Origin of the sequence: Pseudoalteromonas sp. SCQQ13 (genome assembly GCF_015864415.1) — a bacterium.
In the GTDB taxonomy this organism is placed as follows: Bacteria; Pseudomonadota; Gammaproteobacteria; order Enterobacterales; family Alteromonadaceae; genus Pseudoalteromonas; species Pseudoalteromonas nigrifaciens.
In genome coordinates, this window is the sequence record NZ_JADYXG010000002.1 from 86,368 (window position 1) to 112,008 (window position 25,641).

Consider the following 25,641-nt stretch of genomic DNA (forward strand, 5'->3'; position numbering starts at 1 on the left):
GGTCGTGTATATTGCTCTCTTATTGACGTTTGTTTCACTTATGCTCTCTTATTGGTTACTTGCTCACAGTGCATAGCTACGCTTGCTGTGGCATCTAAAATGGCTTGCTGTTTTGCATTTGCCGCCATTTCTTTAATTAATGAAGGTTTAGCTAAATATGGGCTTAAAAGCGCAACAATTGATTGTTGATTAAACTGCCCTTGTGGCATTAGTAATGCACCATTTGCCACAACTAAATACTGTGCGTTAGCTGTTTGATGGTCGTCCACCGCATGCGGAAAAGGAACAAACACTGCCATTTTACCAGCAGCGGCAATTTCACTCACAGTGAGCGCGCCCGAGCGGCAAATAACAATATCAGCCCAGCCGTAAGCTGTGTCTATATCATCTATAAATTCAGCTACTTTTGTATTTTCAGTGCTAAATTTATGCGACTTATAAGCAGCTTCAACACTGCCTAAGTGCCCTTTACCCGTTTGGTGCCAAACACTTATAGCATTGGTATTACCCAGCTCTGCAAACGCAGCAGGCAAAGTTGTATTAAGTACTTGCGCTCCTAATGAGCCGCCTACCACTAAAATATTAATTGGGCTTGATACTTCTCGCACTGCAATATTTGCCACGCTTTCTCGCACTGGATTACCAACTAACTCGGCTTGCCCTGTAGCAAATGCACTTGGAAAAGCCGCCAATACCCGATTAGCAAACTTAGCAAGCCACTTATTGCTCATACCGGCAATGGCATTTTGCTCATGGATCACCAGCGGAATACCTAAACTTTTAGCTGCAATACCTGTTGGGCCAGTTACATAACCGCCCATAGCGAGTACCACATCGGGCTTTTCGCTTTTCAATACTTTACGCGCTTGTAATATTGCATTAAGCACCATGAATGGGGCTTTAATAAGACGCTTTATTCCGTTACCACGTACGCCTTTTACATTAATAAAATTGATATCAATATTATGCTTAGGAACAACCGTTGCTTCCATTCTATCGGGAGTGCCTATCCAACTTACTTGCCAGCCTTGCTGCTTTAAGTAGTCGGCCACAGCAATACCCGGAAATATATGTCCGCCAGTACCACCGGCAACTACAACACACTTTTTACTCATCGCTTAGCTCCACCTGACGTGGCTTGTTTGGTCGCCATTTTAGTTTCAAAATCAACACGTAATAAAATACCAGCAGCAATTGTCATCATGAGTAAACTCGACCCACCGTAAGAAATAAACGGCAGTGTTAACCCTTTAGTAGGTAAAATACCCGCACTTGCGCCTACGTTCACCATGGTTTGAAAAGCAAACCAAATACCTATTGCCAACGCTAAATAGCCTTCGTATTCTTTACCATTTTTAAGCGCATTTTGGCCAATTAGTAAGGCTCTAAACACTAAGGTGCCTAATACTATTAATATGCTCGATACACCAACAAAACCAAGCTCTTCGGCTATTACCGCAAAAATAAAATCGGTATGCGCCTCGGGTAAGTATTGTAGCTTTTGTACGCTGTTACCTAGGCCTTGGCCAAACCAATCACCTTGACTGTAAGCCATTAACGATTGCACTAACTGATACCCTTTGCCAAATGGATCGTCCCACGGTTCTAAAAAGCCAATAACCCGCGCCATACGGTATGGTTCTAGCACTATTAGCCCGATAACCAAGGCAACACCGGTTAGAATTAATACAAAAAACTGCCAAAGTTTGGCTCCAGCTAAAAACAATAAACCCACGGTAGTTACAAACATAACGACCACAGTACCTAAGTCAGGCTGCATTAAAATTAATCCTGCATAAGCCGCAAATACTAGTATTGGCTTAATAAAACCTTTTATGTTTTCTTGGACTTCGCTACGTTTACGCACCAAATAACCTGATATATAACTAAAAAAGAATAGCTTAGCCAGCTCAGATGCCTGAATGTTAAACGGCCCTATGGGTATCCAACGAGTTGAACCGTTTACTTCTCGGCCAACAATAAGCACTATAAGTAATAAGCCTAAACCCACTAACAACAAGTACGGATTCGCTTTTTTCCACCAGCTCATAGGCACTGAAGTGGTGATCCAAAATAAACAAAACGACAAAGCTAAAAATATACCGTGCCGAATAGTAAAATGATAAATATTACCAAATAATCTGTCTGCTGTAGGCATAGATGCACTGGTAACCATGACAAAACCCACCCCCATTAACATCAGCATGCAATACAATAATGGTACATCGTAGAGCTGCGCCGAAGGCTTGGGCGTTAGTGCTTCTTTAATATCGGCAAAGGCCATCATGGCTGTTCCGCCATAACACATTGTATAAAGTCATCGCCGCGTTGCATGTAGTTATTGTACATATCAATACTGGCACAAGCTGGGGCAAGTAACACAATATTACCGGGCTCGCTTAATTGCTTAGCCAGTGTTACCGCTTCGCTCATATTATTGGTTAAATGGCTTTTATTGGTTAATGCCATTAAATCTTTGGCATCTTTTCCAAAGCAAATTAGCGCTTTAACATGCTGCTGTAAGTAAGGTGTAAGGGCGTTTAAATCGGCCCCTTTTGCATCCCCACCAGCAATAACTATTAATTGTTGACCATTAGTTGCAAGGCTATCTATTGCAGCAATAGTAGCCCCCACATTAGTGGCTTTAGAGTCATTAAAGTATTTAACTCCAGCACGTTCAGCAACAAACTGACAGCGGTGTGCAAGGCCATTGAATTGGCTAAATGCTGTACTGTATTGTGTTTTACTAATATTAAACGGGCTAAGTAGCGCCATTACCGCAAGAGCATTTAAAAAATTGTGCTTGCCTACTACTGCCAAGCTAGTTACTGGTAAAAAGGCTTTGTTAGCCTGCATAAAATATGTTTGTTGCTGATATTCGCCTAGGCTGTAATCGCCCTGGTTAGCACCAAAACTTAATTGGGATTTTGCTTTACTATGCGTGGCTTCGTCGTCTGCATTGGTTATCACTAAAGCTGCGTTATTATAAATACTCAGCTTGGAATCTATATAAGCTTGATAACTGGCGTAACGATCGAGGTGATCCTCTGAAACATTCAGCACGGTGGCGCTAATTGGCTGTAAACTTGTTGTGGTATCTAGCTGAAAACTAGACAACTCCAATACGTACACATCAACGTCGTTGTTACTTAAATCACTTTGTAGTAAATCAAGCACTGCGGTGCCAATGTTGCCACCTAATGCTGCTTTATAGCCAGCAGCAAGTAATACCTGCTGCGCCAGTGTGACTACTGTGGATTTACCATTAGATCCCGTAACAGCAACCACAGGTTTAGTATTGATGCGGGCAAACAACTCAACATCACCAATCACTTCAACGCCTGCGTTTATAGCTTTAGCAATTGCTGGAATTGTTAAGCTAAGGCCTGGGCTAATAATGATCATATCGCTGGCGCAAAGATCGGCACTGTCCAAATCACCAAAACGGGTAGTTAAGGTTGGCGTATTTTGTTTTAGCCAATCAATTCCCGGTGGGTTTATTCGGCTATCAACCACGGTTGGTGTTAAACCCTGAGACACTAAAAAACGCACAATGCCCAGACCGGTTACACCGAGTCCGAGCACTGTTATTTGTTTGTTTTTTATCTCACTTAAGTATCGCATTTATCGAATCTTTAACGTCGCAAGGCCAGCTAACACTAGCACGATTGAAATAATCCAAAAGCGCACAATAACCCGCGGCTCTGGCCAACCTTTTAATTCGTAATGATGATGGATAGGCGCCATTCTAAAAATTCGTTGCCCGCGTAATTTATACGAGCCTACTTGTAAAATAACCGACAAGGCTTCCATTACAAATACCCCCCCCATAATAATAAGCAGTAACTCTTGGCGAACTAATACGGCAATAATACCCAATGCACCGCCTAATGCTAATGAGCCTACATCGCCCATAAATACTTGCGCTGGGTAAGTGTTAAACCATAAAAAGCCCAGCCCTGCGCCTACTATTGCGGTACATACCACAACAAGCTCACTGGCCAGCGGTAAATATGGAATATGTAAGTAATTCGAAAAATTCACATTACCAGTTAAGTAAGCAATAATTGCCAGTGCTGCTGCCACTAAAATAGTGGGTACTATGGCAAGGCCATCAAGTCCATCGGTAAGGTTTACCGCGTTTGATGTTCCTACTAACGCAAAGTAGGTAATAACAATGTAAAACAAGCCTAGTTGCGGTAATACATCTTTAAAAAATGGTACAACTAACGAAGTTTCATTGGCTTGAGTGCTGGTAAAAAATAATGCACAAGCAACAACTAAGGCTATAACTGATTGCCAAAAATACTTCCACTTAGCAATTAAACCTTTAGGGTCTTTACGAATAACTTTTCGGTAGTCATCCACAAAGCCAACCACTCCTAACGAGCCAATAACAAATAACGTTGCCCAAACATATTTATTTGATAAATCGGCCCATAATAAGGTACTGGTAAAAATAGCCGCTAAAATCAGTAAGCCACCCATAGTAGGTGTTCCCGATTTTGATAAATGCGATTGTGGACCGTCATCGCGCACTGTTTGCCCTATTTGCATACGTTGCAAAGCGCGAATTAACTTAGGCCCTAAATAAAGCGACATCATTAATGCGGTTAAAATCCCTAAAATCGCACGTAGGGTTAAGTACGAAAAAACATTAAAGCCCGTGTAATATTGGGTTAAATACTCTGCCAGCCAAACTAACATTAAAATACTCCATTGATGGCTTGTTGCTGGCCATTAACTAAATCGGTTACTAAAAGCTCCATGCGAGAACTGCGTGATCCCTTCACGACTATGGTGGTTTTTTTATCTACTTTTTTAATACTTGTTTGAATTTGTTGCAGCATTTGCTCACGGTTTGAAAAGTGCCTATTTGGCAGGCCATACACATCACTGGCATAGCGACTTAATACACCTAAAGTAAACAGCTCATTGATGCCTTGCTCTAATGCATATTCGCCTACTTCTTGATGATATTGACGTGCTTCTTCGCCAAGTTCACCCATGTCGCCCAGTGCTAAAATACGATGCCCTTGCATGTCACTTAGTAAATCAATGGCGGCTTTAACCGATTTAACATTGGCGTTATAGGTATCATCAACCACAGTTAATAAGTCTGAAACATTAATTAAATTAACGCGGCCTTTTACATCTCCCATGGTTGCCAGCGCATTGGCTATATCCTCAAGGGTGACATCAAACTCACTGGTTAGTGCTGCTGCAATAAGTGCATTACTAATATTATGCTTACCTGGTAGCGCAAGCTTAACCGGTATTTGTGCGTTTTTAGTGCATAGGGTAAAGCTAGCGCGAGCATTTTCATCTAGGCTAATATTTTCAGCCCAAATATCGAGTTTTTCACTGCTCGAAAAACGCGTTACTTTACGGCCATCGAGTTTATCTAGCCAATATTGGCTAAACTCACTGTCGCAATTAACAATGGCAACGCCATCATCTTTAAGCCCATCAAAAATTTCGCCTTTGGCTTTAGCCACACCCATTAAGCTGCCAAAACCTTCTAAGTGAGCGGCGGCTACATTACATACCACAGCAACATCGGGTTTGGTCATAGCGGTGGTATAAGCAATTTCACCTAAATGATTTGCACCCAACTCTATAACGGCAAAACGGTGTTGCGGCTCTAAGCGTAACAAGGTTAGCGGTACGCCAATATCGTTATTAAAATTACCTTTAGTGGCTAGTACATCACCATGCACAGATAAAATTGCAGCGCACATTTCTTTTACAGTGGTTTTGCCAACGCTGCCAGTAATGGCAATAGTTTTAGGGGCTACTTGCGCCATTACTGCGCCGCCTATAATTCCCAATGCTAAACGGGTATCGGCAACTATAAACTGTGGAATATCAACATCAACTTTGTGCTGCACAATAACGCCAATCGCGCCATTTTGTTTTGCTTGGGCAATAAATTTATGACCATCAAAATTTGGCCCTTTTAGTGCTAAAAACACTTCACCACTGCAAATGCTGCGAGTATCTGTATTTATATTTAGCACTGGTTGATTATCACCTTGATAATCGGTTGCCAGCACGTTAGCTAGCCAATCAAAATCCATCGGGATCATGCTTGAGTCCCTCTTACTGCTTTTTTTAGTTGTTGTTGTACGTAACGGCGATCGCAAAAATCGATGCGCTGATCACCTATTATTTGATAGTCTTCATGGCCTTTACCAGCAATAAGAATAACCTCGTCTGCTTTGGCATTGCTTATAGCGTAACTAATAGCTGTTGCTCTATCGGCCTCTAAATAAGCTTTTGTTGGCTGCGCTAAACCTTGTGCTACATCGGCAATAATGGCGTCAGGATTTTCTGAACGTGGATTATCACTGGTAATAATAACCTTATCCGCATTTTGCTCTGCCGCTTGTGCCATTAATGCCCGCTTGCCTTTATCGCGGTCGCCACCACAACCAAATACACAACTTACTCCACCAGGTACATGCTGCTGTAATGCTTGCAGCGCAAGCGCAAGCGCCTCGGGTGTGTGAGCGTAATCAACAATACAGGTTGGCTTGCCTTTGGCGCTAAATGCTTGCATGCGTCCGGCTACCGGTTGCAATTGCGCACAGCCTGCAATTAATTGTGCTAGCGGATAACCTAGCCCCAATAAAGTTGCAAGTGCCGCAGTTAAATTATATAAATTAAATTCGCCAAATAACGGCGACTTTATAGCAATATCGCCCCAGCTTGTAGTTAATTGTGCTGCTATGCCTTGCGCTGAATAAGTAACGTCTGAAAAGTACACAAACTGTGCATTTTTAGGTGGTAAGTTTTTTCGCCCGTAACACACTAAACTGTTAAAGCTGTATTTTTCGAGCCACTGTTCTGTTTGTCCATCATCTTGATTAAGAACCACAAGTTCAGGCTCAAAGTCTTTAAACAACATTAGCTTAGCATCACCATAACGCGCCATGTCACCATGGTAGTCGAGGTGATCGCGCGATAAATTAGTAAATACCGCCGCTTTAAATTGACACTGTGCAACCCGCTGCTGTACTAATCCGTGGGATGACACTTCCATCGCCACTAGCTTGGTATTTTGCTGCTTTAAATCATTTAAAATTCGTTGTAAATCAACCGACGATGGCGTGGTATTTATTAGTGGTGTTAGATTATCTGGATGACCATAGCCTAAGGTGCCAATAATGGCCGACTGGCTGTTACAAAACTGCGCTAAATGAGCGATCATAGCCGTGGTGGTCGATTTACCGTTTGTACCTGTCACACCAATTAAATCAAGCATGTGGCTTGGCTGCTGGTAAAAGCGACTCGCCAGCTCAGGGAGCTTTTTAGTCAGCTCTGACACTAAGTAAAGTGGCTCAAAACTAGTTTCAAATTCGCATAATCTGTCGGCAATAATTGCAACCGCGCCATTTTCAATTGCCTTCGCAATAAATTGTCCGCCATCTAATTGATGACCTTTAATTGCCACAAATACATCACAGGGCGTTACTTCCCGGCTATCAAGGCGTAGGTGCCCTACCTGCTGCGAGGGGGCATCTATCTCTATATATTTTAAAATTGCTTTTAAATCACGCATCGTTCTCTTTACCTTTTACGTACGCTACCTCTTCCTTATCGGGCGCTACGTTTAATATTCTTAATGCGTTAGAGACGATTTCTGCAAATGCAGGGCCAGCAGTGGCACCTCCATAGTACACATCGCCGCCGGGTTCGTTAATCATCACTACCACTGCTAATCTAGGATTACTTGCAGGTGCAATACCGGCAAAGTAGCCTACATATTCGTCACCGTAGCCACCAACAGCTGCTTTTTTAGAAGTACCTGTTTTACCAGCAGCGCGATAACCATCTACGTTAATTCTGCGCGCTGTACCGTCTTTTTCAAATACACTTTCCATCATGTGTACAACCGCTTCTACGTCTTTTTGTTTAAAAACACGCTCCCCCTCAGGGATGTCATCTTGCTTTAAAATGGTTAATGGCCGATTAATTCCGCCTGCGCCTAACATGGTGTAAAAACGTGCCATTTGCGCGGTACTTACCGCAATAGCATAACCAAATGATAATGTAGCAATTTCGAAGTCAGACCAACGGCGATTTGGATAAAACAACCCACTGCTTTCACCCACCATACCGGTGCCAGAATCCGATCCAAATCCTACCTTTTGAAATAATCCCACTAAATAATCTTTGGGTACCAACTGAGTTACTTTAGCAACGCCCATATTTGAGGAATATTTTAAAATTTCGCGCAGCGTCATCTCACCGTGGTTACGGGTATCTTGTACTAAGCTGCCGCCTAATCGCATCCAACCTGGGTAGGTGTCAATGGTGTCATCGGCCTTAATTGCGCCGTAGTCTAGCCCAGCTAAAATGGCTAGAGGCTTAACGGTTGAACCTGGTTCAAACAAATCTGTAATAGCACGGTTACGGCGCTTATGCGGGGCAGCGTCATTTAAATTATTAGGATTAAACGATGGGCTATTTACCATAGCCAATACTTCGCCGGTTTTAACATCTACCACCATGGCAGAGCCAGATGTGGCTTTATAAGTAAGCACTGCCGATTTTAGCGCTTTGTAAGCAATACCTTGAATGCGCTGATCAATACTTAAGTGAATGCTTTCGGGCTCTACACGCTCTCGCTCGTCAAGTACTGCAACTTCACGGCCTTGGGCGTCTTTACGAATTGTACGACGGCCTTCTTCACCTGTAAGGGCATTTTCGTAAAGCTTTTCTATGCCTTCAATACCCTTACCATCAATATTTGTGAAGCCAATAATATGCGCAGTTACTTCGCCTGCGGGATAATAGCGTTTTGACTCGTCGAGTAAATGAATGCCTGGTAGGCGTAAATCACCAATGTAATTTGCCACTGCGGGGGTTACTTGACGCTTTAAATATACAAAGCGGCGCGTTGGATCGTTTAGCAAGCGTGAGTTTATTTTTTTAGGTTCTAAACGTAAAACATCGGCAAGCTCACGCCAGCGCAAATCGTTTTTATAATAAAGTGCAGTACGCTTATCTAGCTCAGCAGCATTTTCTGCTAATGCTTGGTGATCTTCACCATTTTTACGTGCTTGCCTTAGTACTTTAGATACCAATGATTTGTGCAGTGCTTTGGGGTCTGCATACACACTCACTACAGGTACACTTACCGCTAATTCTTTACCATTGCGGTCAAATATCATGCCTCGTTGTACATGCAGTTTTTCAACTCGCACCGTACGCTTATCGCTTTCTGAGCGGGCTTTATCTGGTTCTAATATTTGCAAATAAGCAGCACGGGCTACCAGTGTTACAAACACTAAAAACACCACTGCGCAAACTAAAGTAAAGCGCCATGTGATTAAATTATTAACCGGTTTTTTGCCGCGAGTTCTCATTGTAGTATTATCACCTGCTCATCTTGGCTGGTTGGCCGTTTCATTTTTAACTGCGATATAGCAACTTCTTCAATGCGTGCATGCTGAGAGTAAAACTCTTCTTCTACTAATAAGTAACGCCACTCTAAATCTAATTCGTCGCGTTGTTGCAGTAACGAGTCTTGCTCGATAAGTTGCCCTCGCGCAAGGTGCGTTATTTGCACCAAAGTTAAACTAGAAGCGAGTATCACAACCAATAAGGCCGAGGTAAGCTTATTAGCACCTAGGCCTTTAATTATTTCAAAAAATAAATTAGGTTGACGATAGCTCGCTTTTTTCCTCATCCCAGCCTCTGCGCAATCCTAAGTACAGAGCTACGTGAACGTGGGTTACGCTCTACTTCTGCAGCGCTTGGCTTAATGGCTTTACCCACAGCTTTTAATGTCAAATTTTGATTTATTTGTGCGTCAGTTAAAGGTAAACCTCGAGGTAGCGTCTCGCCACGGCTTTGCTTTCTAATAAATTGTTTTACAATACGATCCTCTAAAGAGTGGAACGAAATAACAACTAAGCGACCACCTGGCTTAAGAACTTTAATCGCAGATTGTAATGCTGTTTGAATTTCTTCTAATTCACTATTTATATAAATGCGAATAGCCTGAAAAGTTCGTGTAGCTGGGTGTTTAAATTTATCTTTAACCGGTACCGCTTCATCTACCAAGTCGGCAAGCTGCTTAGTGGTGGTAATTGGCGTATGTTCGCGAACTTCCAGCACTTTGTGCGCAATGCGCTTACCAAACTTTTCTTCACCTAGTTTTTTAATAACATGGGTAATATCGTCAAGTTCAGCTTCGGCCAGCCACTGTGCAGCACTGCGCCCTGTGGTTGGATCCATGCGCATATCCAGCGGGCCATCTTTCATAAAGCTAAAGCCACGCAGTGCATCGTCAAGCTGTGGCGACGACACGCCAATATCAAGTAAAATGCCATCAACTTTGCCAATCAGATCGTTCTGCTCAGCCACATCGTATAGGTTTGAAAAGCGTGTATGAGCAATTGCAAAGCGTGGATCATCTGCAAATTTTTCAGCCGATTTAATTGCTTGTGGATCTTGATCTATGGCCTGTAGGCGACCTTCACTACCAAGGCGCGCTAATATTTGACCTGAATGACCGCCACGTCCAAAAGTGCCATCCATGTATATACCGTCTGGCTTAATTGCAAGTGCATCTATGGTTTCGTCCATAAGCACGGATACGTGTTCAAATTGTGCTGTCATTAGCTATTGTTTGCCTTTTATTGTGCCGTTAGAGTGTGAAATTATCTAAATCTGGGTGTGGTTCAAAATCACCAAGCCTTTCAAGCTCTGTATCTTGGCGCATTTGCTGATGCCAACGCGCTTCATCCCATATTTCAAATTTATTCATTAAACCAACTAGCATGATTTTTTTGCCAAGATCTGCATGGGCGCGCAACGAAGGCGCTAGCAAAATCCGGCCATTTTTATCAAGTTGATATTCAGTAGCATTACCCAGCAACATGCGCTGCATACGACGGGCTCGTGGGTTCATATTAGATATTTTTGCTAGGCGGCTTTCTATTTCTTGCCATTGTGCCAATGGATATAACCATAAACACGGCTCATTTAATGCGACGGTACAAATAACCGTTCCCTGATCTTCAGACAATAGATCGTCTCGGTACTTAGTGGGTACCGCAAAACGTCCTTTATCATCCAAACTCAGCGAACTTGCGCCACGAAACATAAAAAGCCTACTTTAAAATTGTTTTAATCAACACTTTTGATTAACCCGATCCATTTTGATCCACTATAAACCACTTTTTACCACAGTGCTCCAGTTTAGGGCTTGACAAGGCTTTTTGTCAAGTAATCAGGCTTCCTTTAACGCGTCTCAAAGCTAGAAAAAATAAGGCTTAGCGTAAAGCGATTGAATTAAGTGGGAAAAAATGGAATTCGTGGTGAGATTTTTCCTTATCATTTTAAGTAACCTTTCGTTTACACTTTTTGCTTACTGAATAACCAGTGAACAATTACAAATTTTAAGGCATGATTTAGCCATTTGTAAAATTTACTCAATTATATGGCAATTGTTACGACTCAAGTTAAAGCTGGCCAACCGTAAAACACATATATTAATATAAATCATGTAGTTAAAGTTATTTTAAAGTTGGTTTGATCATTGCAGCTGTATACTTACCAATAAATTTTTTTAACTTTATTTTTATTAAGGATTGATTATGGCTACTGCAACAAATACTAAAACATCAACAACTACAGCGACTAAACCTGAAGTTAACGAAGCACCCTTTACAGAAAAAGCAACATCGGCTGCACACGACGCAGTAGATGCACTTTCTAGTAAAGCAGCCGTAGCAGAGAGCAGCGTAAGAAAAGGGGCAACTAGCTCTGCTGAAACACTGAGTGAAAAGCAACTCATTGCCCGTGAAAAACTAGGTGAATATACATCTAAAACACGCACCCTTGCAGCAGAGAACCCATTAGCAACAGCTGGAATTGCATTTGCCGCAGGTATGCTAGTAACTGCATTGTTTCGTCGTAAGTAAACAATGATGAATAATCCACAAACAACAGCGACCAAGGATGGTGACGCTCAAAATCAAACGGCCCAAGACGCGAGCCAAAAGGAAGATTGGCAAGATCATATTGCTAAGCTTTTAGCCTATTCTGAGCAAATTAAGGATGACTACAAAACGCAAGGCAAACTTACCAAACAATTAGCAAAAGCTGAGTGGCATTTGTCGCTCAGATCACTTGCACTCATTACTATACTTTTGGGTTGTTTTGCCAGCGGTTTGATTTTGTTGTGGATTGTTTTATTGGGCGCAATTGGCTTTGGAGTTTATGAGTTATTTGCCTCTGTATGGCTAAGTATAGCAACCGCAACTTTACTACAAGTTATAGGCTTAATTTGGCTTTGGAAAAGTGCTATTTATTTAAGTAACAAAATTGGCTTTAGTAAAACATTACGTAGCTTAAAACAGTTATTTAACCTGAACTCTGGTTAAAAGATTTACTAACGTATTGAATCATAGCTATGTTTATATTTATTTTCTCTAGCCAGAAACTTTCAGTGAAAACAAGACGAATTGACGCGTCAATAGCTGGCCTATTGCAAGTAAATTCAACGCAGTTAGCGCTTAAAGTAGCTGTTTGAGATAGATTTATTATCCAAAATTCAGGTTATTTAACCTTCAAGGAGATAACAATGCTGGTTAACTATTTAATTCAGTCGCCAAACAAAGCGGTGAATAATCTTAGTAAACAAATGGATTTACAAAGTGAATTAAAACGCCAACATCACATGGCGTTTAAGTACAGATTAAAACGCTTTGCGGTTACCAAAGTTGGTATTTCAAGCGCATTTTTAGCCGGTGCTGTTGTGCAGGCTAGTAGTACTAAATCTGGTTTAATCAAAAAATATGCTTGGCTAGCAAGATTATTAGCTTAATGGATAAAACCAGTGCCGCGCAATAAATAATAGCGCAACACTAATTGATAGCTTTAGCCTTTGTTAAGCGGCTTAATTGATCATTGATCATAAATCGGCGATTCTAAATATTACCAAACTCACCGTTTTGATAATCACGAATAGCTTGCTGAATTTCAGCTTCAGTGGTCATCACAAATGGCCCCATGTGAGCAATTGGTTGTTGAAGCTCATCACCAGCTAAAATAAGCACACCTGCTCCTTGCTCTGTATATAAGTCAATGTCACTACCTGGTTCTAGTATTAACAGCTGTTTTGCTGCAATAACGTTACCTGCTTGCGTAGTTAACGAACCGGTATGAATATATAGCATCACTTTTTGCTGGCTCAGTGGTGGCAACTCAAAACGCTGTCCTGCAGGTAAAGTTACATCAGCTAAAGCGGCATTTGCAGCGAGCGTTTGTAGGCTTGATGTTAAAGCCTGATCGGCAAACTGCCATGTGCCTGCCAATGCTTTAAGTGTTACTCCATTATCATTGGTGGCAACTGGCGCAGGGTGCGCTGTTGTATCTTGGTAAATTGGTGCGCGCATTTTTTCTGCACTGGGCATATTGATCCATATCTGAAAACCATGTAACCCTTCATTGGCATCTGCCAATGGCATTTCACTATGCATTACCCCTTTACCTGTACTCATCCATTGTACATCGCCTGCTTTTATGGCCTTTTTATTACCCATTTGGTCACGGTGTTCAAAGCCACCTTTAATAATATAGGTAAAGGTTTCCATACCACGATGAGGATGCGCAGGAAAACCGCCAATGTAATCGTTTTTATTATCTGACTTTAGTTCGTCAATCATTAAAAAGGGATCTAGGTGCTTGCCATCAAAACCGGGAATTCTACTAATATTAACGCCATCACCATCTTGGGTTGCGTGCGCACTTAGTTGTTTAATTACTTTCATTTTATTGCTCCAATAAAGTAGATAACACTATTTAATCACACTGAAAATTTACGTATATATGTTTAATTCGTACCATTTATTCTTTTTAAACGAATTTTAGTTTTTATTCTAAAACATTACAGTTTGCTATAACCATTATTAAATGACTTGCTGTTAAAGTAGTTATTACAGCTGATTTTTGTTTAATAAGTAACACTTTAATCCTTATTATTTATATGGTTATTAAACAAAAAGTTAGCTACAATTATTTTTGGCGTAAATCTCTATTAAGGCATTATTATTTTTACCACTTCACTTAAAAATCAGCTGTACCGTTTGCTTATTTTATTTAGCATTCCTGGGGTCGCTGTGATCATTTTTACGTTATTACTAGAACGTAACTATTCAATTAAGCAAAGTGAGCTACAAGCAACCAATATTGCCAACCGTTTTTCATTACAACAAAAAAATATGCTTGATGATATTGAGCGTTTAGCGCGCTATATCGCACAACAAGAAAGCAAGCATGATGAGCTGCTAACCACCTGTCCTAACTATTTTGAGCTATTTAAGTCACTCTACAATAATGTTGCTAATATTGGCATGATTGACTTGCAGGGGAATGTTAGTTGCGTCACATCGGGGCAAGTAACAAATATAAATATTGCAGATAGAGATTATTTTAAAAATGCATTAAATAGCGACATGTTATCTGTAGGCTATTTTCAGCTAGATCGAAGTTTACAAACAACAACGGTGAATTTTGCGCTGTCGTTAAAAAATACCGCTGGGGTTACCAAAGGCGTTATTGTCATAGTAATTGCCTTAGATTGGTGGAATGCAGCAATAAATGAAATTAACTTACCTGATGGATCGTTAGTTGCCATTGTTGACTCTAACACTAATATTTTAGCTCACTACCCCAAAAACACTGCTTTAATAGGTAATAGTATTGCCCAAAATTATGTGGAGTCGATGCAGGCTGATTCTCATTTTATTACAGATGAGCAAGGTGTTACCCGTATTTTTTCTCGCTCAACTCTTTATAACGATCCACATAATAACAACTTAGATATTTATATTGGTTTACCCGTCACCGATGTTTTAGCACAAATAAATCATAACTTTATAATCTCTTTAACTGTATTTATAACCTTTTTATTACTGCTAACATTTATTGCCTACAAACTACTAAAAGTAAGTATTTTTACACCTATTAATAATCTAACTAAAGCAACCGACAGCTTAGCAAATGGCGTTATGCCATCTGAGCAAAATGACACTCCTAACAGCCCCGAACTCAAGGTTTTATATCAACGCTTTAAAATAATGGCTGAAACTCGCTTAGCTACTGAGGCTAACCTTAAAAATAAACACGATGAGTTAACCAGTTTATTAAGTGCACTGCCAGATAGTTACTTAAAGATTAATAACAAAGGTGATGTTTCTAATATTGGGGGCTCATTTAATATTCCTGATGTTACGCAATCGGTAAACAACTTAACTTTAGCTAGTTTTGTTACTGAGCGTAATGCACAGCTAATTCTCAATAACCTCCCTACTTCAACTTCAAATAACTCAAGTAACTTAGAGTTTACCTTGCAAAGCCAAACTGATATTAAAAACTTTGAAGCCAGAATAAACCCAATGCAAACTAACCATGAGTTTGTAGTAGTGCTACGCGATATAACCCAGCGCAAACAAAATGAAGAAGCCCTACACTTAGCGGCGCTTGTGTACGGTAACAGTAGTGAAGGAATGGCTATAACCGATGAAAATGGCATTATATTCGATGTTAACCCTGCTTTTAGTAAAACCACGCTTTTTTCTAAAGAAGAAGTAATTAATAAAACGATCAGTGTTTTGTCCTCTGGCAAGCACGATAAGACATTTTATCAGGCTCTGTGGGCAGAACTAACAAGCACGGGGCGTTGGCAGGGAGAAATTATTAATCGCCGTAAAAATGGTGAGCTTTACGTGGAATGGTTAACTATAGATACTGTGTATGATGACAATAACATGCCGGTTCGTCGTATAGCCATATTTACAGACTTAACAGAAAAAAAACAAGCCGATGCGCTTATTTGGAAACAAGCTCACTTTGATCACCTTACTGACTTACCGAATCGATTAGAGTTAAAAAAACGTTTAAATGAATGTTTTACGCGTGTAGAAAATAATGCCGAGCAACTGGTTATTATGTTGCTCGACATAGATCACTTTAAAGACGTTAACGACACTTTAGGGCACCATTATGGTGATGCTTTACTTAAATTTGTGTCGCAGCGTATTTTAGAGTCAGCAAAAAATGCCGAGTTTGTTGCCCGCATTGGCGGCGACGAATTTGTAATCGTATTTAGTAAAATTAAAGAACAGCATCTAAAGCAAATAGCTGAAAATATTTTACTTAGCTTGTCATCGGCTATTTATATTGAAAACGAAGAGTTGTTTATTAGTGCCAGTATAGGTATTGCCTCAGCCCCTAATGATGGCGAAAATACTGAGCAGATACTCAAAGCAGCCGATCAAGCAATGTATAAAGCAAAAGTTAATGGCCGTAATGGTTTTGAATTTTTCTCCCATGACATGCGCGAAAAAGCGCAAATGCGCATGCTGCTACTTAAAGAATTACGAACAGCAATAGAGCTTGAGCAGTTTGAATTGTTTTATCAACCTATCGTCTGCCTAAAAGACTTGCACGTACACAAAGCTGAAGGATTAATTCGTTGGCGTCACCCTGAAAAAGGCTTAATAAGCCCTGCTGACTTTATTCCGTTAGCTGAGGAAACCCGACAAATAAATATACTTGGGCAATTTGTTTTCTCCCAAGCATTACAAACACTCAATGATATAAAAGCACACATAACCAATGATTTTCAGCTGAGCGTTAATGTATCGCCAATACAGCTATCTACCCCAGATAGCGGGATAGATGAGTGGGGAGCTATGCTTAATGCAGCAAACCTGCCTGCATCATCAATTGTTGCTGAAATAACAGAAGGCTTAATGGTCAACCCTGAGGCTTTAACACAAAGCCGTTTAAAGGCACTGGTTCAGTCGGGAATGCAATTAGCCCTTGATGATTTTGGCACCGGTTACTCTTCTCTCGCTTACTTACAAGAAATGGATACCGACTACCTTAAAATAGATAAACGCTTTGTTGATAACATTAATAAAGGTAGCCAGGAGCTGGTATTGTGCGAAACCATTATCGTTATGGCGCATCAGTTAGGGTTAAAAGTAATTGCTGAAGGAATAGAAACCAAACAGCAAATGCAACTGTTACTTGAAGCTGGTTGCGACTATGGGCAGGGCTATTTATTTTCAAAACCCTTACCTAAAGAGCAGTTTATGAGCTTACTAACCACAAGCCAAATCATTGCACTAAAATAACCACAGCGTTAGGCACCAAACATTACCCAAGTACTCTATTATGAGTACTTGTAAAGTTACTTACCTATTAGGCTCTTTCACATCAAGATGATCGGCAACATAGGCTCCGCGCTCACCTCTTTTTTTATCTGGGCCTATTGTACTATCTATTGCAGTTTGTTGCTCTGAGGCAGCATTAATTGTCGCCCCTAAAATTACAATATAAGCACTAATATATAGCCACATCAGCATAATAACCACCCCACCTAACGAGCCATAAGTTTCGTTATAACTGGCAAATTTCGATACATAAAATGAAAAACCAATTGAAGCGACTATCCATAAAATTGTCGCAATAACAGATCCTAAGGTGATCCAACGCCATTTAGCAGGTTTACGATGCGGCGCGTAACGGTATAAAAGCACTAAGGCAAAGTTAAAAGTAAATGCTAATAATGGCCATGAAATAAACGTGATGAGTAAATCTATATTTTCTTTTAATCCCACTAAATTAAGTACTACCGGTAAAATACCAATAATTAACAGCGCAAAAATAGCCACTACAATAGCGCCAATCGAAAACAGAAAGCGTACAAGTTGTGCTTTAAAAAATGAGCGTTTTTCATATTCCTGATAACTTATATTACAGGCTGTAATTAATGCTTGGCTGCCCTTTGAACTACTCCAAATAGTTAATATTAATGTGCCAATTGCGCTCAAACTCAAGCTAGTACTTGAGCTTTGGGCGATACTGGCTATTTGCGACAAAATTAACTCTCCGGTACTCTCTGGTAGCAGCTCAATTACCTGACTTAAATGCGCCCCTATATCTGTAGGTGATGCAAAATAGGCATAAATAGATACAAGTGCAGCAAGCGCTGGAAAAATAGCCAGTAACGCATAAAATGCCACGCCAGCGGCCACTAACGATAAATTATCACGACTCATTTGAGTAAAAATACGCTTAGTAATATCCCACCAACCAAGCAACGGAATATTTACTGGTTGCTGTGCATCTTGACCACGTTTTACATCGCTCATTTTAACTCCTTTGTTATATAGCAGTAAGAGAGCAAAATGTTTGCCAACACCAATGCGCTTGGTATTAAACTTGCTATTATTGTTTATAAAGATGATTTAACACGGATAACCCCCATGCTCAGTGCTTTAAATAACATTATAACTGCAGTTAATGCAGCCCCTGCTACTCCAAGCATTAAAGCCGATGTATTGTCGTGGGCGTTTTTGCAAGAGCAAAGCATGCAATTCCTACATGTAGTAGTGCAAACCTTACCCACCCTATTTTTAGGGATTATTATAGTTGTAATAAGTTACATCCTTGCCAGGCCGTTATCACGCCTATTAATTAAACCTATTGAATATTTAACCGATAGTGCACTTATTCATCTGGTTATAAGGCGAAGTATAAGTATTTTAATCCTACTATTGGGTATTTACTTGTTTTTACGTTTAGCTGGGCTGACACAGTTTGCCGTAGCTATAATGAGTGGCACAGGTTTGATAGGGCTTATTCTCGGTTTTGCATTTAGAGATATTGCCGAAAATTTTATAGCTAGTTTATTATTAAGCATACAACGCCCTTTTAAAATAGATGATGTAATTGAGGTAGAAGGCCGCCTCGGCATAGTTAAAAAAGTAACCGCTCGCGCAACCACTTTAGTTGACTACGACGGTAACCATATTCAAATACCTAATGCCACTGTGTACAAAAATATTATTAAAAACCTCACTGCCAACCCTAAAATGCGCGGCAAAGTAGAAATAGGCATAGGGTATGATAACGATATACGCAGCGCACAAACCCTAGCCCTCACAATTGCAAACCAACAAAACGCAGTATTAACCGATCCACCTGCGCAGGTATTAATTAAAAACCTAGGCTCATCAACAATTAACTTTACGTTATTTTTTTGGGTTAATAGCGAGCAGTTCAGTACCGCTAAAGTGGCCTCACAGCTAATGCGAGAATTAGTAAACGAATTTACTAGTCATAACATCAGCATGCCAGACGATGCCAGAGAACGCATTATACTTAGCGATCCTAACCTTGAAGCTGTAACCCCAGAAAAAAGTGAGCCTATAGCGCCAACTAAAAAAGTATCAGAAACACAAGCTCAAGCCAAAAACTTAGATGACGTAAGTAGCGACACCGATGAAATACGCGAGCAAGCAGATCAATCCCGCGATCCCGAGCAAGGTAAAAATATTATCTAGTTAAAAATCAGGGAGCTAGTTTTATAAGGTCGTATCAGGTTATATCGAGCCTACTTTTATTTTAGACACAAAAAAGCCCGCAGTTTGCACTGCGGGCTTTTTATTGAATGAGTGAGTTAGCCGTATAAGCCGGGTTCTGTCCTTTCCGAAGAAAGTGATAATCATTCGTCTAGGCCATAAATCGCTCTATGGCTCAAGCAACCTACCCGGTTCTGACGTGGGCCACGCGTTCATTATTTAAAATGATAGAACCCTATTTGGTCTTGCTCCGAGTGGAGTTTACCTTGCAACCGACTATTACTAGCGGCCCGGTGCGCTCTTACCGCACCCTTTCACCCTTACCAATCCGAAGATTGGCGGTCTTCTCTCTGCTGCACTTGTCGTGGGCTCGCGCCCCCCAGCCGTTAACTGGCACTCTGCCCTATGGAGCCCGGACTTTCCTCCCCCTGATCATTTTCGTCACAGGCAGCGATTATCTTGGCTAACTCGGCGCGGATTATACCTGAGGATAATGCCAAGCGCAGTAAAGATTTACCCTTTTTCGTCAATTATTGTTTTATACAGCGCATTTTTTTTCATACCAAAGTAATCGGCTACAATACCGCAGGCTTTTTTCATTGGCATTTCGCTTTCAAGCAGCGCTAGCATTTTACGCGCTTCAGGCGGTACGTCGTCTATTAGCTTAGGTTTACCCGGCAACATGAGTACTATTTCGCCGCGCTGCTTGGTAGGATCGTTAGTTAAAAATGCTTTTAACTCACTCACACTGCCATTAAAAAATGTTTCAAAGGTTTTAGTCAGCTCTTTAGCAAACACCACTTGCTGATCATCGCCAAGTGCCTCGGCTAAGTCATCAAGGCTTGCCATAATACGATGGGTACTTTCATACATTATGCTAGTAATGCCAGAATTAACTGCATCAATAAAAAATTCTTGGCGTGCTTTACTTTTTGCTGGTGTAAAACCAACAAATTGAAAGCGATCAGTTGGTAAGCCAGAACAGCATACAGCGGTTATTGCAGCGCATGCTCCAGGAATGGGTGTAACATGTGCGCCTTGCTCGCGGCATAAATTAACCACCGCATAGCCAGGATCGCTGATCAAAGGTGTGCCTGCGTCTGATACTAAGGCTATATTTAAGCCTTGATTGAGTTGGTCGATAATTTGTTGTGCTTTTTGCTTTTCGTTATGATCGTGTAAAGCAAAGGTTTTAGCCTTGATACCAAAGTGGCTAAGTAGCTTGCCAGTATGGCGTGTGTCTTCAGCAGCGATTAAGTCAACTTGCGATAATGTCGCGATTGCACGCTGACTTAAGTCGTCATAATTGCCAATTGGGGTGGCTACAATGTAAAGAGTGCCAATTTTCTGTGAATTCTCCTCATTTAACATTGAGGTCTCCTGCGTCAGTCAGTAATATAAGCAAATCGCGTTAACGTATTGGGAAATCATTGTGCGACTTAAACTAGTTAGTCTATTAATTATATTGTCAGGGTTATCGGCGTGTAGCACAACCGAAAAACCAACTAAAAACAGTGATAACTTCAGTAACAGTGCCAATGCACTAAAAAACCAAGCTAATAGTGCGTTATCTATCTACCAATTGGCGCAAAACCGCCAAGGTGCCGATAAAATACAGCTACTTTATAGTGCCCGCGATGCTGCAGTGAATGAGCAAAGTTGGTCGTTATTAGAAAAGGTATGCGGTGAGTTAGAATTAACCCCAAGTGTTGATCAGATTCAAAATCGTCTTTATATTGCGTTTGCGCAAAAGCAGCAAAATAAAAACGCTCAAGCGTTAGTTATTTTGCAGTCTTTAGATGGTCAACTTAAACAGCCTGAACATTTTGCCTGGCATCAATTTTTAACCGCCAGTGTGTATGCATCGCAAGACTTTGCGAAACGCGCAGCCCCTTACTTTTTTGCAGCGTCTGAGTCTGCTACTAAAAACAATATTGATATTGCACAGCTAAACCAAAACTTATGGGATAACTTAAAAAAGCTTTCCTCTTATACACTTGAACGCTTTAACAGAGGGTCGGTTATTCAACAAGGTTGGGTTAACCTTGCTTTGTACCATCAAGTTTATGCTGGCAGTGCCGTTGAACTTGACCAAGCTATTAATAATTGGTTGAGACGCTACCCCGGGCACCCTGCTAAAGTAGTTTTATCTAAACAAGATGAGTTAGTGAATGACTTAACGCCTGTAATAATAGAGCGTTTAGTTGTACTACTGCCGCAATCTGGTGCTAATGAACGCTTAGGTGATGCACTTAAAGCCGGCGTGCTCGCAGCACTTGATCAGCAAAGCATTAATGAAACCATTTTTATTGATGAAAACAGTGATGTTGATGAAATTACGGCTAAAATAGCGCAAATAAAACCCGACTTTGTTGTTGGTCCACTGTTAAAAGCGAATATAGATAAACTTGCTAATGCGCAAGTGCTTATAGACATACCTACTATGCATTTAAATACCTTTGATGGTGAGCGGCTTTCGTTACAGCACTACTTTTTTGCCCTTAATCCCGAGCATGAAGTACAACAAGCATTAGAGCACTTTTTAGCTCAGGGCTACCAAAAGCCTATGTTACTTGCGCCTAATAATGCAAACGGGCAGCGTTTGGTTGATTACTTTAACCTGCAGTGGCAACGCTATAGCGAAACCAAACCACAAATTGGCTTTTATAACAGTAATCAAGACATGCCTGATACGATTACCAGCTTACTTGAAGTTGATAAAAGTAAAGAGCGGATCAAAACCGTTAAAACTTTATTTAAGCAAGAAGTCGAAAACGAAACACGCTCGCGCAGCGATATAGACGCTATTTATATTTTAGGCGATGCAATAGAAACCCGTTTAATAAAGCCGTATTTAGACGTTAATGTAAGTACATTTGCTGATAGGATCCCGCTTTATGCTAGTTCTAAAAGCCATAGTAGCCAAATTGATCGTACCGATAAAGGCGACTTAGATGGCTTATACTTTACCGAACTTCCTTGGATGTTAAAGTCGCAAATTAAACAGCATAATCTTCGCCAGCAATACGAAACATTGTGGCCAGAGCACGCCGATATAAGCCAGCGTTTATTTGCTATGGCCTACGATGCAGTAACTATATTGCATGACATTAAACAACTAAGTCTTTCCCCTGGGAATCAGTTTAGCGGTTTAAGTGGTAAGCTCTCGGTTAATACCAGCGGGCATATTGAACGCACATTAGACTGGGCACAATATACCAATCGTCGGATTAAGGCTGTGCAACTAAAAACACAACGCCCAGTGCCATTATTTATGCAATCAGCCAGTGACTTATACATTACCGAATAACTAAGGGGGCGACATGTCTTGGTTTAAACAGCTGTGGCAAAACAGTCGTGAAAAAGGCCAGTATTATGAGCTCCAGGCACAAAAGTATTTAGTTTCTCAAGGGTTAACAGCAATTGAGCGTAACTATTACTGCCCCTTTGGCGAACTTGATGTAATTATGAAAGACGGTAACACTTTGGTTTTTGTGGAAGTTAAGTTTCGTAAAAACCACGCTCGCGGCGGCGCTAATTACGCATTAAGTATACAAAAACAAGCACGCTTAAAACGCAGTATTTATCATTACTTAGCCGCTAAAAACCTAACAAATCAGCCGTTAAGAATCGATTATGTAGCAATCACTGGAGAGCCGTCTATGCATATTAACTGGCTCAAAAACGTATTTTAAAAACAAAGAACTAGGTATAAATTGTTGGTATTCTATGCAAGACACAATTAAAGAAATTTTTACAGAAAGCATTCAGGTACAAATAGCAGCGGGTGAGGTATTACCCAGTGCATTAGAGTCAGCCGCTTTTACCATTGCTCAAAGCCTGATCAACGGCAATAAGCTTATTTGTTGCGGTACAGCTAACTGCCATATGCTTGCTCAACACATGGCAGGTGTTTTAGTTAATCATTATGAAACCGAGCGCCCTTGCCTGCCAGCTATTGCGTTATCGCAAGAGAGTATTAACTTAGGGCAAAGTACTCAGGTTGACGATTACGACACGTTTGCTCGTCAAGTACGTGCCTTTGCTCAACAAGGTGACTTACTGCTGGCACTGGCTATTAATGGTAATGAAAAACAAATTATTTCAGCGGTAGAGGCGGCACTAACTAAGGATATGAAGGTCATAGTTATGGTTGGTGATGACGGCGGTGAGCTAGTTGGTTTACTTGGCCCTAATGATGTTGAGATTAGAACGCCTTCTAAACGCCCAAGCCGTATTATTGAGTCGCATTTAGTTAACTTACATTGTTTAAGTGAACTGGTTGATTTAACGCTTTTCCCGCAGGATGAAAATTATGTTTAAACGCTCCCTTATTATTTTAGGCACGGTTGTATTACTGCAAGGGTGTGCAGCCGCAGTGGTTGCTGGTACTGCTAGTGCAATAACAGCTGCAAACGATCGTCGCACAATTGGCTCTCAGATCGATGACAGCAATATTGAAATAAAAGCTAGCATTGCAATTAGTGAAGTAGATCGCTTGCATAAATTTGCTCATATTAGCGCTGTAAGCGTTAATGGCATTGTTTTATTAGTTGGCCAAGTTGCCAATGAAGAAATGAAAAACGAAGCTAATAGAGCCATTGAGAGTGTTGCTGGCATTCGAAAAATACATAACCAAATTCGTATTGGTTCAAATATTGGGGTGACTACCCAAACTCATGACTCTTGGTTAACCTCAAAAGTAAAAGCACAGCTATTAACCGCTAAAAATATTAGTAGTAATAATATTAAAGTAGTGACTGAAAATGCCGAAGTATTTTTGATGGGTTTAGTTTCTGACGCAGAAGCAGAGCAAGCAGTAAATATTGCGCGTAATGTATCGGGTGTTGAGCGCGTAATTAAAGTATTTGAATATTTGTAAAGATAGCTGGTTCGATGAATATAAAAGCCTTGTAGTTAACACTGCAAGGTTTTTTATACCGGTGGGAAAACCCGCCGTTACAACAATCAACCTTAACCCACTTCTCGCAGCCCACTCCCGCAAACTTTAAGGCATAAAGCCTTAAGCGAAACTTTGTGCTTGGCTTAATCTTTACCTAATACCTAAAACCTTTTACTTTTATACAGACATAAAAAAACCGCTTATTAGCGGTTTTTCTTTTACCATTAACAAATTATAAAATGTATTATTTTATAACACGTAAATGCGAACCTTTTTTCTTTTCAGGCTTTTCTGGTGGTGTTTCGTCAACATAATTTGCTGATGAATCAACACTTTCAAAATCTGGAGCAAAATCGTCTTCGTCCTCTAAAAACTCATCTGCTGTAAAGACCGTACCCTCGCCATTTTCACGCGCGTATATTGCAAGTACAGCCCTTAAAGGCACATACACTTGCATTGGCTGACCACCAAACCGCGCGCTAAAGCTAAGTTGCTCATTATCTAACGAAAACTGGGTTACCGCTGAAGGACTTATGTTTAATACAATTTGTCCATCTTGCACAAACTGTGTTGGCACTTGTACTGCAGGGTAATCAGCGTCAACCACTAAATGTGGCGTGCATTCGTTATCAACAATCCAATCAAAAAAAGCGCGTAATAAATAAGGACGATTAGGCGTCATTATAAACGGATCTCACGCTCAGTTTCAGTTAAAGAAGCTTGGAATGATTCACGCTCAAATAAGCGGATCATATACTCTTTAAGCTCTTTAGAACCTGCACCGTTAAGCTCAATACCAAATTCAGGTAAACGCCATAATAGTGGAGCAAGATAACAATCTACTAAGCTAAACTCTTCACTCATAAAGTAAGGTGCTTCGCTAAAGATTGCTGCAACCGCAAGCAATGCTTCTGTTAGCTCTTTACGAGCTTGAGCAGCATCTGGTGCGTTGTTAGTGATTTTGTCAGCTAGGCTGTACCAATCAGTATCAATACGGTGCATCATTAAACGGCTACGGCCACGCATTACCGGGTAAACAGGCATTAGTGGAGGATGAGGGAAACGTTCATCAAGGTATTCCATGATGATATTTGCCTGATATAAACCAAGCTCACGGTCAATCAGTGTTGGCACTGTACCGTAAGGGTTAATTTCGTGAAGTGCCTCTGGCAGGTTATCTTTTTCAGCCAAATGAATATCTACACTTACACCTTTTTCAGCAAGTACAATGCGTACTTGGTGGCTATACATACAGTTAGCACCAGAAAAAAGGGTCATTACAGGGCGCTTATTGGCAGCTACGGCCATGCCTACCTCCATTAAATAACTAAAACAGCAATAGGG

24 protein-coding genes and 1 other RNA gene are annotated in these 25,641 nt (G+C 40.7%); 9 read left to right on the top strand and 16 right to left on the bottom strand.

All coding sequences use genetic code 11. From position 1 onward, the window contains the following. Positions 1 to 38: 38 nt before the first annotated feature. From murG to mraZ, 10 genes are read right to left on the bottom strand one after another with little or no spacing between them, the layout of a single operon-like run. The gene (gene murG / locus I6F41_RS02085) at positions 39 to 1,115 is read right to left on the bottom strand and encodes an undecaprenyldiphospho-muramoylpentapeptide beta-N-acetylglucosaminyltransferase (protein ID WP_086993258.1); all 1,077 of its coding nucleotides are present in this window, start codon (positions 1,113 to 1,115) and stop codon (positions 39 to 41) included. After that, positions 1,112 to 2,287 (bottom strand): cell division protein FtsW, encoded by a 1,176-nt coding sequence (ftsW, locus tag I6F41_RS02090; RefSeq protein WP_041454565.1) that lies wholly within the window; start codon positions 2,285 to 2,287, stop codon positions 1,112 to 1,114. The genes murG and ftsW overlap by 4 nt, the downstream gene beginning before the upstream one ends. Next, the gene (gene murD / locus I6F41_RS02095) at positions 2,284 to 3,624 is read right to left on the bottom strand and encodes a UDP-N-acetylmuramoyl-L-alanine--D-glutamate ligase (RefSeq protein ID WP_182683930.1); all 1,341 of its coding nucleotides are present in this window, start codon (positions 3,622 to 3,624) and stop codon (positions 2,284 to 2,286) included. The genes ftsW and murD overlap by 4 nt, the downstream gene beginning before the upstream one ends. Further along, positions 3,625 to 4,707: a phospho-N-acetylmuramoyl-pentapeptide-transferase gene (gene mraY, locus I6F41_RS02100; protein WP_011329155.1), complete on the bottom strand. Its 1,083-nt coding sequence runs from the start codon at positions 4,705 to 4,707 to the stop codon at positions 3,625 to 3,627. Next, the gene (locus I6F41_RS02105) at positions 4,707 to 6,089 is read right to left on the bottom strand and encodes a UDP-N-acetylmuramoyl-tripeptide--D-alanyl-D-alanine ligase (protein WP_011329156.1); all 1,383 of its coding nucleotides are present in this window, start codon (positions 6,087 to 6,089) and stop codon (positions 4,707 to 4,709) included. The genes mraY and I6F41_RS02105 overlap by 1 nt, the downstream gene beginning before the upstream one ends. After that, the gene (murE, locus tag I6F41_RS02110; RefSeq protein ID WP_182683929.1) at positions 6,086 to 7,564 is read right to left on the bottom strand and encodes a UDP-N-acetylmuramoyl-L-alanyl-D-glutamate--2,6-diaminopimelate ligase; all 1,479 of its coding nucleotides are present in this window, start codon (positions 7,562 to 7,564) and stop codon (positions 6,086 to 6,088) included. Before murE ends, I6F41_RS02105 begins: the two co-directional genes overlap by 4 nt. Then, positions 7,557 to 9,374, bottom strand: coding sequence for a penicillin-binding transpeptidase domain-containing protein (locus tag I6F41_RS02115; RefSeq protein WP_182676487.1), 1,818 nt, complete (start codon positions 9,372 to 9,374; stop codon positions 7,557 to 7,559). The genes murE and I6F41_RS02115 overlap by 8 nt, the downstream gene beginning before the upstream one ends. Next, positions 9,371 to 9,697 carry a cell division protein FtsL gene (ftsL, locus tag I6F41_RS02120; protein WP_086993255.1) on the bottom strand — a complete coding sequence of 109 codons (327 nt, stop codon included), beginning with the start codon at positions 9,695 to 9,697 and terminating at the stop codon, positions 9,371 to 9,373. The genes I6F41_RS02115 and ftsL overlap by 4 nt, the downstream gene beginning before the upstream one ends. Continuing rightward, complete coding sequence (rsmH, locus tag I6F41_RS02125) at positions 9,694 to 10,632, bottom strand: 16S rRNA (cytosine(1402)-N(4))-methyltransferase RsmH (RefSeq protein WP_089368734.1); 939 nt, start codon at positions 10,630 to 10,632, stop codon at positions 9,694 to 9,696. Before rsmH ends, ftsL begins: the two co-directional genes overlap by 4 nt. A 28-nt stretch (positions 10,633 to 10,660) precedes the next feature. Continuing rightward, complete coding sequence (mraZ, locus tag I6F41_RS02130) at positions 10,661 to 11,119, bottom strand: division/cell wall cluster transcriptional repressor MraZ (RefSeq protein ID WP_011329161.1); 459 nt, start codon at positions 11,117 to 11,119, stop codon at positions 10,661 to 10,663. Positions 11,120 to 11,612: 493 nt separating this feature from the next. On the opposite strand from mraZ, the gene I6F41_RS02135 reads away from it, so the two are divergent. The 3 genes from I6F41_RS02135 (at position 11,613) to I6F41_RS02145 (ending at position 12,844) form a co-directional block, all read left to right on the top strand. Further along, positions 11,613 to 11,939 (top strand): hypothetical protein, encoded by a 327-nt coding sequence (locus I6F41_RS02135; protein WP_011329162.1) that lies wholly within the window; start codon positions 11,613 to 11,615, stop codon positions 11,937 to 11,939. A gap of 6 nt (positions 11,940 to 11,945) precedes the next feature. Continuing rightward, positions 11,946 to 12,401 (top strand): hypothetical protein, encoded by a 456-nt coding sequence (locus I6F41_RS02140; RefSeq protein WP_011329163.1) that lies wholly within the window; start codon positions 11,946 to 11,948, stop codon positions 12,399 to 12,401. Between the two features lie 200 nt (positions 12,402 to 12,601). Then, a complete protein-coding gene (locus I6F41_RS02145; protein ID WP_011329164.1) occupies positions 12,602 to 12,844 on the top strand; it encodes a hypothetical protein in 243 nt (80 codons plus the stop codon). A 103-nt stretch (positions 12,845 to 12,947) separates the two neighbouring features. On the opposite strand, the gene I6F41_RS02150 is transcribed toward I6F41_RS02145, so the two are convergent. Next, positions 12,948 to 13,790: a pirin family protein gene (locus tag I6F41_RS02150; protein WP_086993251.1), complete on the bottom strand. Its 843-nt coding sequence runs from the start codon at positions 13,788 to 13,790 to the stop codon at positions 12,948 to 12,950. A gap of 348 nt (positions 13,791 to 14,138) precedes the next feature. Between I6F41_RS02150 and I6F41_RS02155 the strand changes: the two genes are divergently transcribed. Then, complete coding sequence (locus I6F41_RS02155; protein WP_310736335.1) at positions 14,139 to 17,162, top strand: bifunctional diguanylate cyclase/phosphodiesterase; 3,024 nt, start codon at positions 14,139 to 14,141, stop codon at positions 17,160 to 17,162. A gap of 60 nt (positions 17,163 to 17,222) precedes the next feature. Here I6F41_RS02155 and I6F41_RS02160 read toward each other — a convergent pair whose 3' ends face one another. Then, positions 17,223 to 18,182 carry a YihY/virulence factor BrkB family protein gene (locus I6F41_RS02160; RefSeq protein WP_182683928.1) on the bottom strand — a complete coding sequence of 320 codons (960 nt, stop codon included), beginning with the start codon at positions 18,180 to 18,182 and terminating at the stop codon, positions 17,223 to 17,225. A gap of 114 nt (positions 18,183 to 18,296) precedes the next feature. Between I6F41_RS02160 and I6F41_RS02165 the strand changes: the two genes are divergently transcribed. Next, on the top strand, positions 18,297 to 19,376 hold the full coding sequence (locus I6F41_RS02165; protein WP_011329168.1) for a mechanosensitive ion channel family protein: 1,080 nt from the start codon (positions 18,297 to 18,299) through the stop codon (positions 19,374 to 19,376). A gap of 109 nt (positions 19,377 to 19,485) precedes the next feature. Here I6F41_RS02165 and rnpB read toward each other — a convergent pair. Together rnpB and rsmI are read right to left on the bottom strand one after the other, a co-directional pair. Then, positions 19,486 to 19,864: RNase P RNA component class A (gene rnpB, locus I6F41_RS02170), an RNA gene on the bottom strand. Positions 19,865 to 19,907: 43 nt separating this feature from the next. Further along, complete coding sequence (rsmI, locus tag I6F41_RS02175) at positions 19,908 to 20,765, bottom strand: 16S rRNA (cytidine(1402)-2'-O)-methyltransferase (RefSeq protein WP_086995415.1); 858 nt, start codon at positions 20,763 to 20,765, stop codon at positions 19,908 to 19,910. A 61-nt stretch (positions 20,766 to 20,826) separates the two neighbouring features. On the opposite strand from rsmI, the gene I6F41_RS02180 reads away from it, so the two are divergent. Genes I6F41_RS02180 through dolP form a run of 4 tightly spaced genes read left to right on the top strand, consistent with a single transcriptional unit; the run spans position 20,827 to position 24,276 of the window. After that, positions 20,827 to 22,704, top strand: a complete 1,878-nt coding sequence (locus I6F41_RS02180) for a penicillin-binding protein activator (RefSeq protein WP_182683927.1) — start codon at positions 20,827 to 20,829, stop codon at positions 22,702 to 22,704. Positions 22,705 to 22,717: 13 nt separating this feature from the next. Next, positions 22,718 to 23,089 carry a YraN family protein gene (locus I6F41_RS02185; RefSeq protein ID WP_011329171.1) on the top strand — a complete coding sequence of 124 codons (372 nt, stop codon included), beginning with the start codon at positions 22,718 to 22,720 and terminating at the stop codon, positions 23,087 to 23,089. A gap of 34 nt (positions 23,090 to 23,123) precedes the next feature. After that, on the top strand, positions 23,124 to 23,717 hold the full coding sequence (locus tag I6F41_RS02190) for an SIS domain-containing protein (protein ID WP_011329172.1): 594 nt from the start codon (positions 23,124 to 23,126) through the stop codon (positions 23,715 to 23,717). Then, a complete protein-coding gene (dolP, locus tag I6F41_RS02195; protein ID WP_011329173.1) occupies positions 23,710 to 24,276 on the top strand; it encodes a division/outer membrane stress-associated lipid-binding lipoprotein in 567 nt (188 codons plus the stop codon). The genes I6F41_RS02190 and dolP overlap by 8 nt, the downstream gene beginning before the upstream one ends. 265 nt (positions 24,277 to 24,541) lie before the next feature. On the opposite strand, the gene I6F41_RS02200 is transcribed toward dolP, so the two are convergent. After that, positions 24,542 to 24,979, bottom strand: a complete 438-nt coding sequence (locus I6F41_RS02200; RefSeq protein ID WP_011329174.1) for a ClpXP protease specificity-enhancing factor — start codon at positions 24,977 to 24,979, stop codon at positions 24,542 to 24,544. Continuing rightward, on the bottom strand, positions 24,979 to 25,605 hold the full coding sequence (sspA, locus tag I6F41_RS02205) for a stringent starvation protein SspA (RefSeq protein ID WP_011329175.1): 627 nt from the start codon (positions 25,603 to 25,605) through the stop codon (positions 24,979 to 24,981). Before sspA ends, I6F41_RS02200 begins: the two co-directional genes overlap by 1 nt. Between the last annotated feature and the right edge of the window lie 36 nt (positions 25,606 to 25,641).

What these genes read in the sequence shown, in the direction of transcription:
- murD (WP_182683930.1), bottom strand. Translation starts at nt 3,624, where the DNA reads ATGCGATACTTAAGTGAGATAAAAAACAAACAAATAACAGTGCTCGGA.
- mraZ (WP_011329161.1), bottom strand. Translation starts at nt 11,119, where the DNA reads ATGTTTCGTGGCGCAAGTTCGCTGAGTTTGGATGATAAAGGACGTTTT.
- I6F41_RS02150 (WP_086993251.1), bottom strand. Translation starts at nt 13,790, where the DNA reads ATGAAAGTAATTAAACAACTAAGTGCGCACGCAACCCAAGATGGTGAT.
- I6F41_RS02115 (WP_182676487.1), bottom strand. Translation starts at nt 9,374, where the DNA reads ATGAGAACTCGCGGCAAAAAACCGGTTAATAATTTAATCACATGGCGC.
- I6F41_RS02135 (WP_011329162.1), top strand. Translation starts at nt 11,613, where the DNA reads ATGGCTACTGCAACAAATACTAAAACATCAACAACTACAGCGACTAAA.
- I6F41_RS02140 (WP_011329163.1), top strand. Translation starts at nt 11,946, where the DNA reads ATGAATAATCCACAAACAACAGCGACCAAGGATGGTGACGCTCAAAAT.
- murG (WP_086993258.1), bottom strand. Translation starts at nt 1,115, where the DNA reads ATGAGTAAAAAGTGTGTTGTAGTTGCCGGTGGTACTGGCGGACATATA.
- I6F41_RS02105 (WP_011329156.1), bottom strand. Translation starts at nt 6,089, where the DNA reads ATGATCCCGATGGATTTTGATTGGCTAGCTAACGTGCTGGCAACCGAT.
- mraY (WP_011329155.1), bottom strand. Translation starts at nt 4,707, where the DNA reads ATGTTAGTTTGGCTGGCAGAGTATTTAACCCAATATTACACGGGCTTT.
- sspA (WP_011329175.1), bottom strand. Translation starts at nt 25,605, where the DNA reads ATGGCCGTAGCTGCCAATAAGCGCCCTGTAATGACCCTTTTTTCTGGT.
- I6F41_RS02200 (WP_011329174.1), bottom strand. Translation starts at nt 24,979, where the DNA reads ATGACGCCTAATCGTCCTTATTTATTACGCGCTTTTTTTGATTGGATT.
- rsmI (WP_086995415.1), bottom strand. Translation starts at nt 20,765, where the DNA reads ATGTTAAATGAGGAGAATTCACAGAAAATTGGCACTCTTTACATTGTA.
- ftsW (WP_041454565.1), bottom strand. Translation starts at nt 2,287, where the DNA reads ATGATGGCCTTTGCCGATATTAAAGAAGCACTAACGCCCAAGCCTTCG.
- I6F41_RS02185 (WP_011329171.1), top strand. Translation starts at nt 22,718, where the DNA reads ATGTCTTGGTTTAAACAGCTGTGGCAAAACAGTCGTGAAAAAGGCCAG.
- I6F41_RS02190 (WP_011329172.1), top strand. Translation starts at nt 23,124, where the DNA reads ATGCAAGACACAATTAAAGAAATTTTTACAGAAAGCATTCAGGTACAA.
- I6F41_RS02165 (WP_011329168.1), top strand. Translation starts at nt 18,297, where the DNA reads ATGCTCAGTGCTTTAAATAACATTATAACTGCAGTTAATGCAGCCCCT.
- rsmH (WP_089368734.1), bottom strand. Translation starts at nt 10,632, where the DNA reads ATGACAGCACAATTTGAACACGTATCCGTGCTTATGGACGAAACCATA.
- ftsL (WP_086993255.1), bottom strand. Translation starts at nt 9,697, where the DNA reads ATGAGGAAAAAAGCGAGCTATCGTCAACCTAATTTATTTTTTGAAATA.
- I6F41_RS02145 (WP_011329164.1), top strand. Translation starts at nt 12,602, where the DNA reads ATGCTGGTTAACTATTTAATTCAGTCGCCAAACAAAGCGGTGAATAAT.
- murE (WP_182683929.1), bottom strand. Translation starts at nt 7,564, where the DNA reads ATGCGTGATTTAAAAGCAATTTTAAAATATATAGAGATAGATGCCCCC.
- dolP (WP_011329173.1), top strand. Translation starts at nt 23,710, where the DNA reads ATGTTTAAACGCTCCCTTATTATTTTAGGCACGGTTGTATTACTGCAA.
- I6F41_RS02160 (WP_182683928.1), bottom strand. Translation starts at nt 18,182, where the DNA reads ATGAGCGATGTAAAACGTGGTCAAGATGCACAGCAACCAGTAAATATT.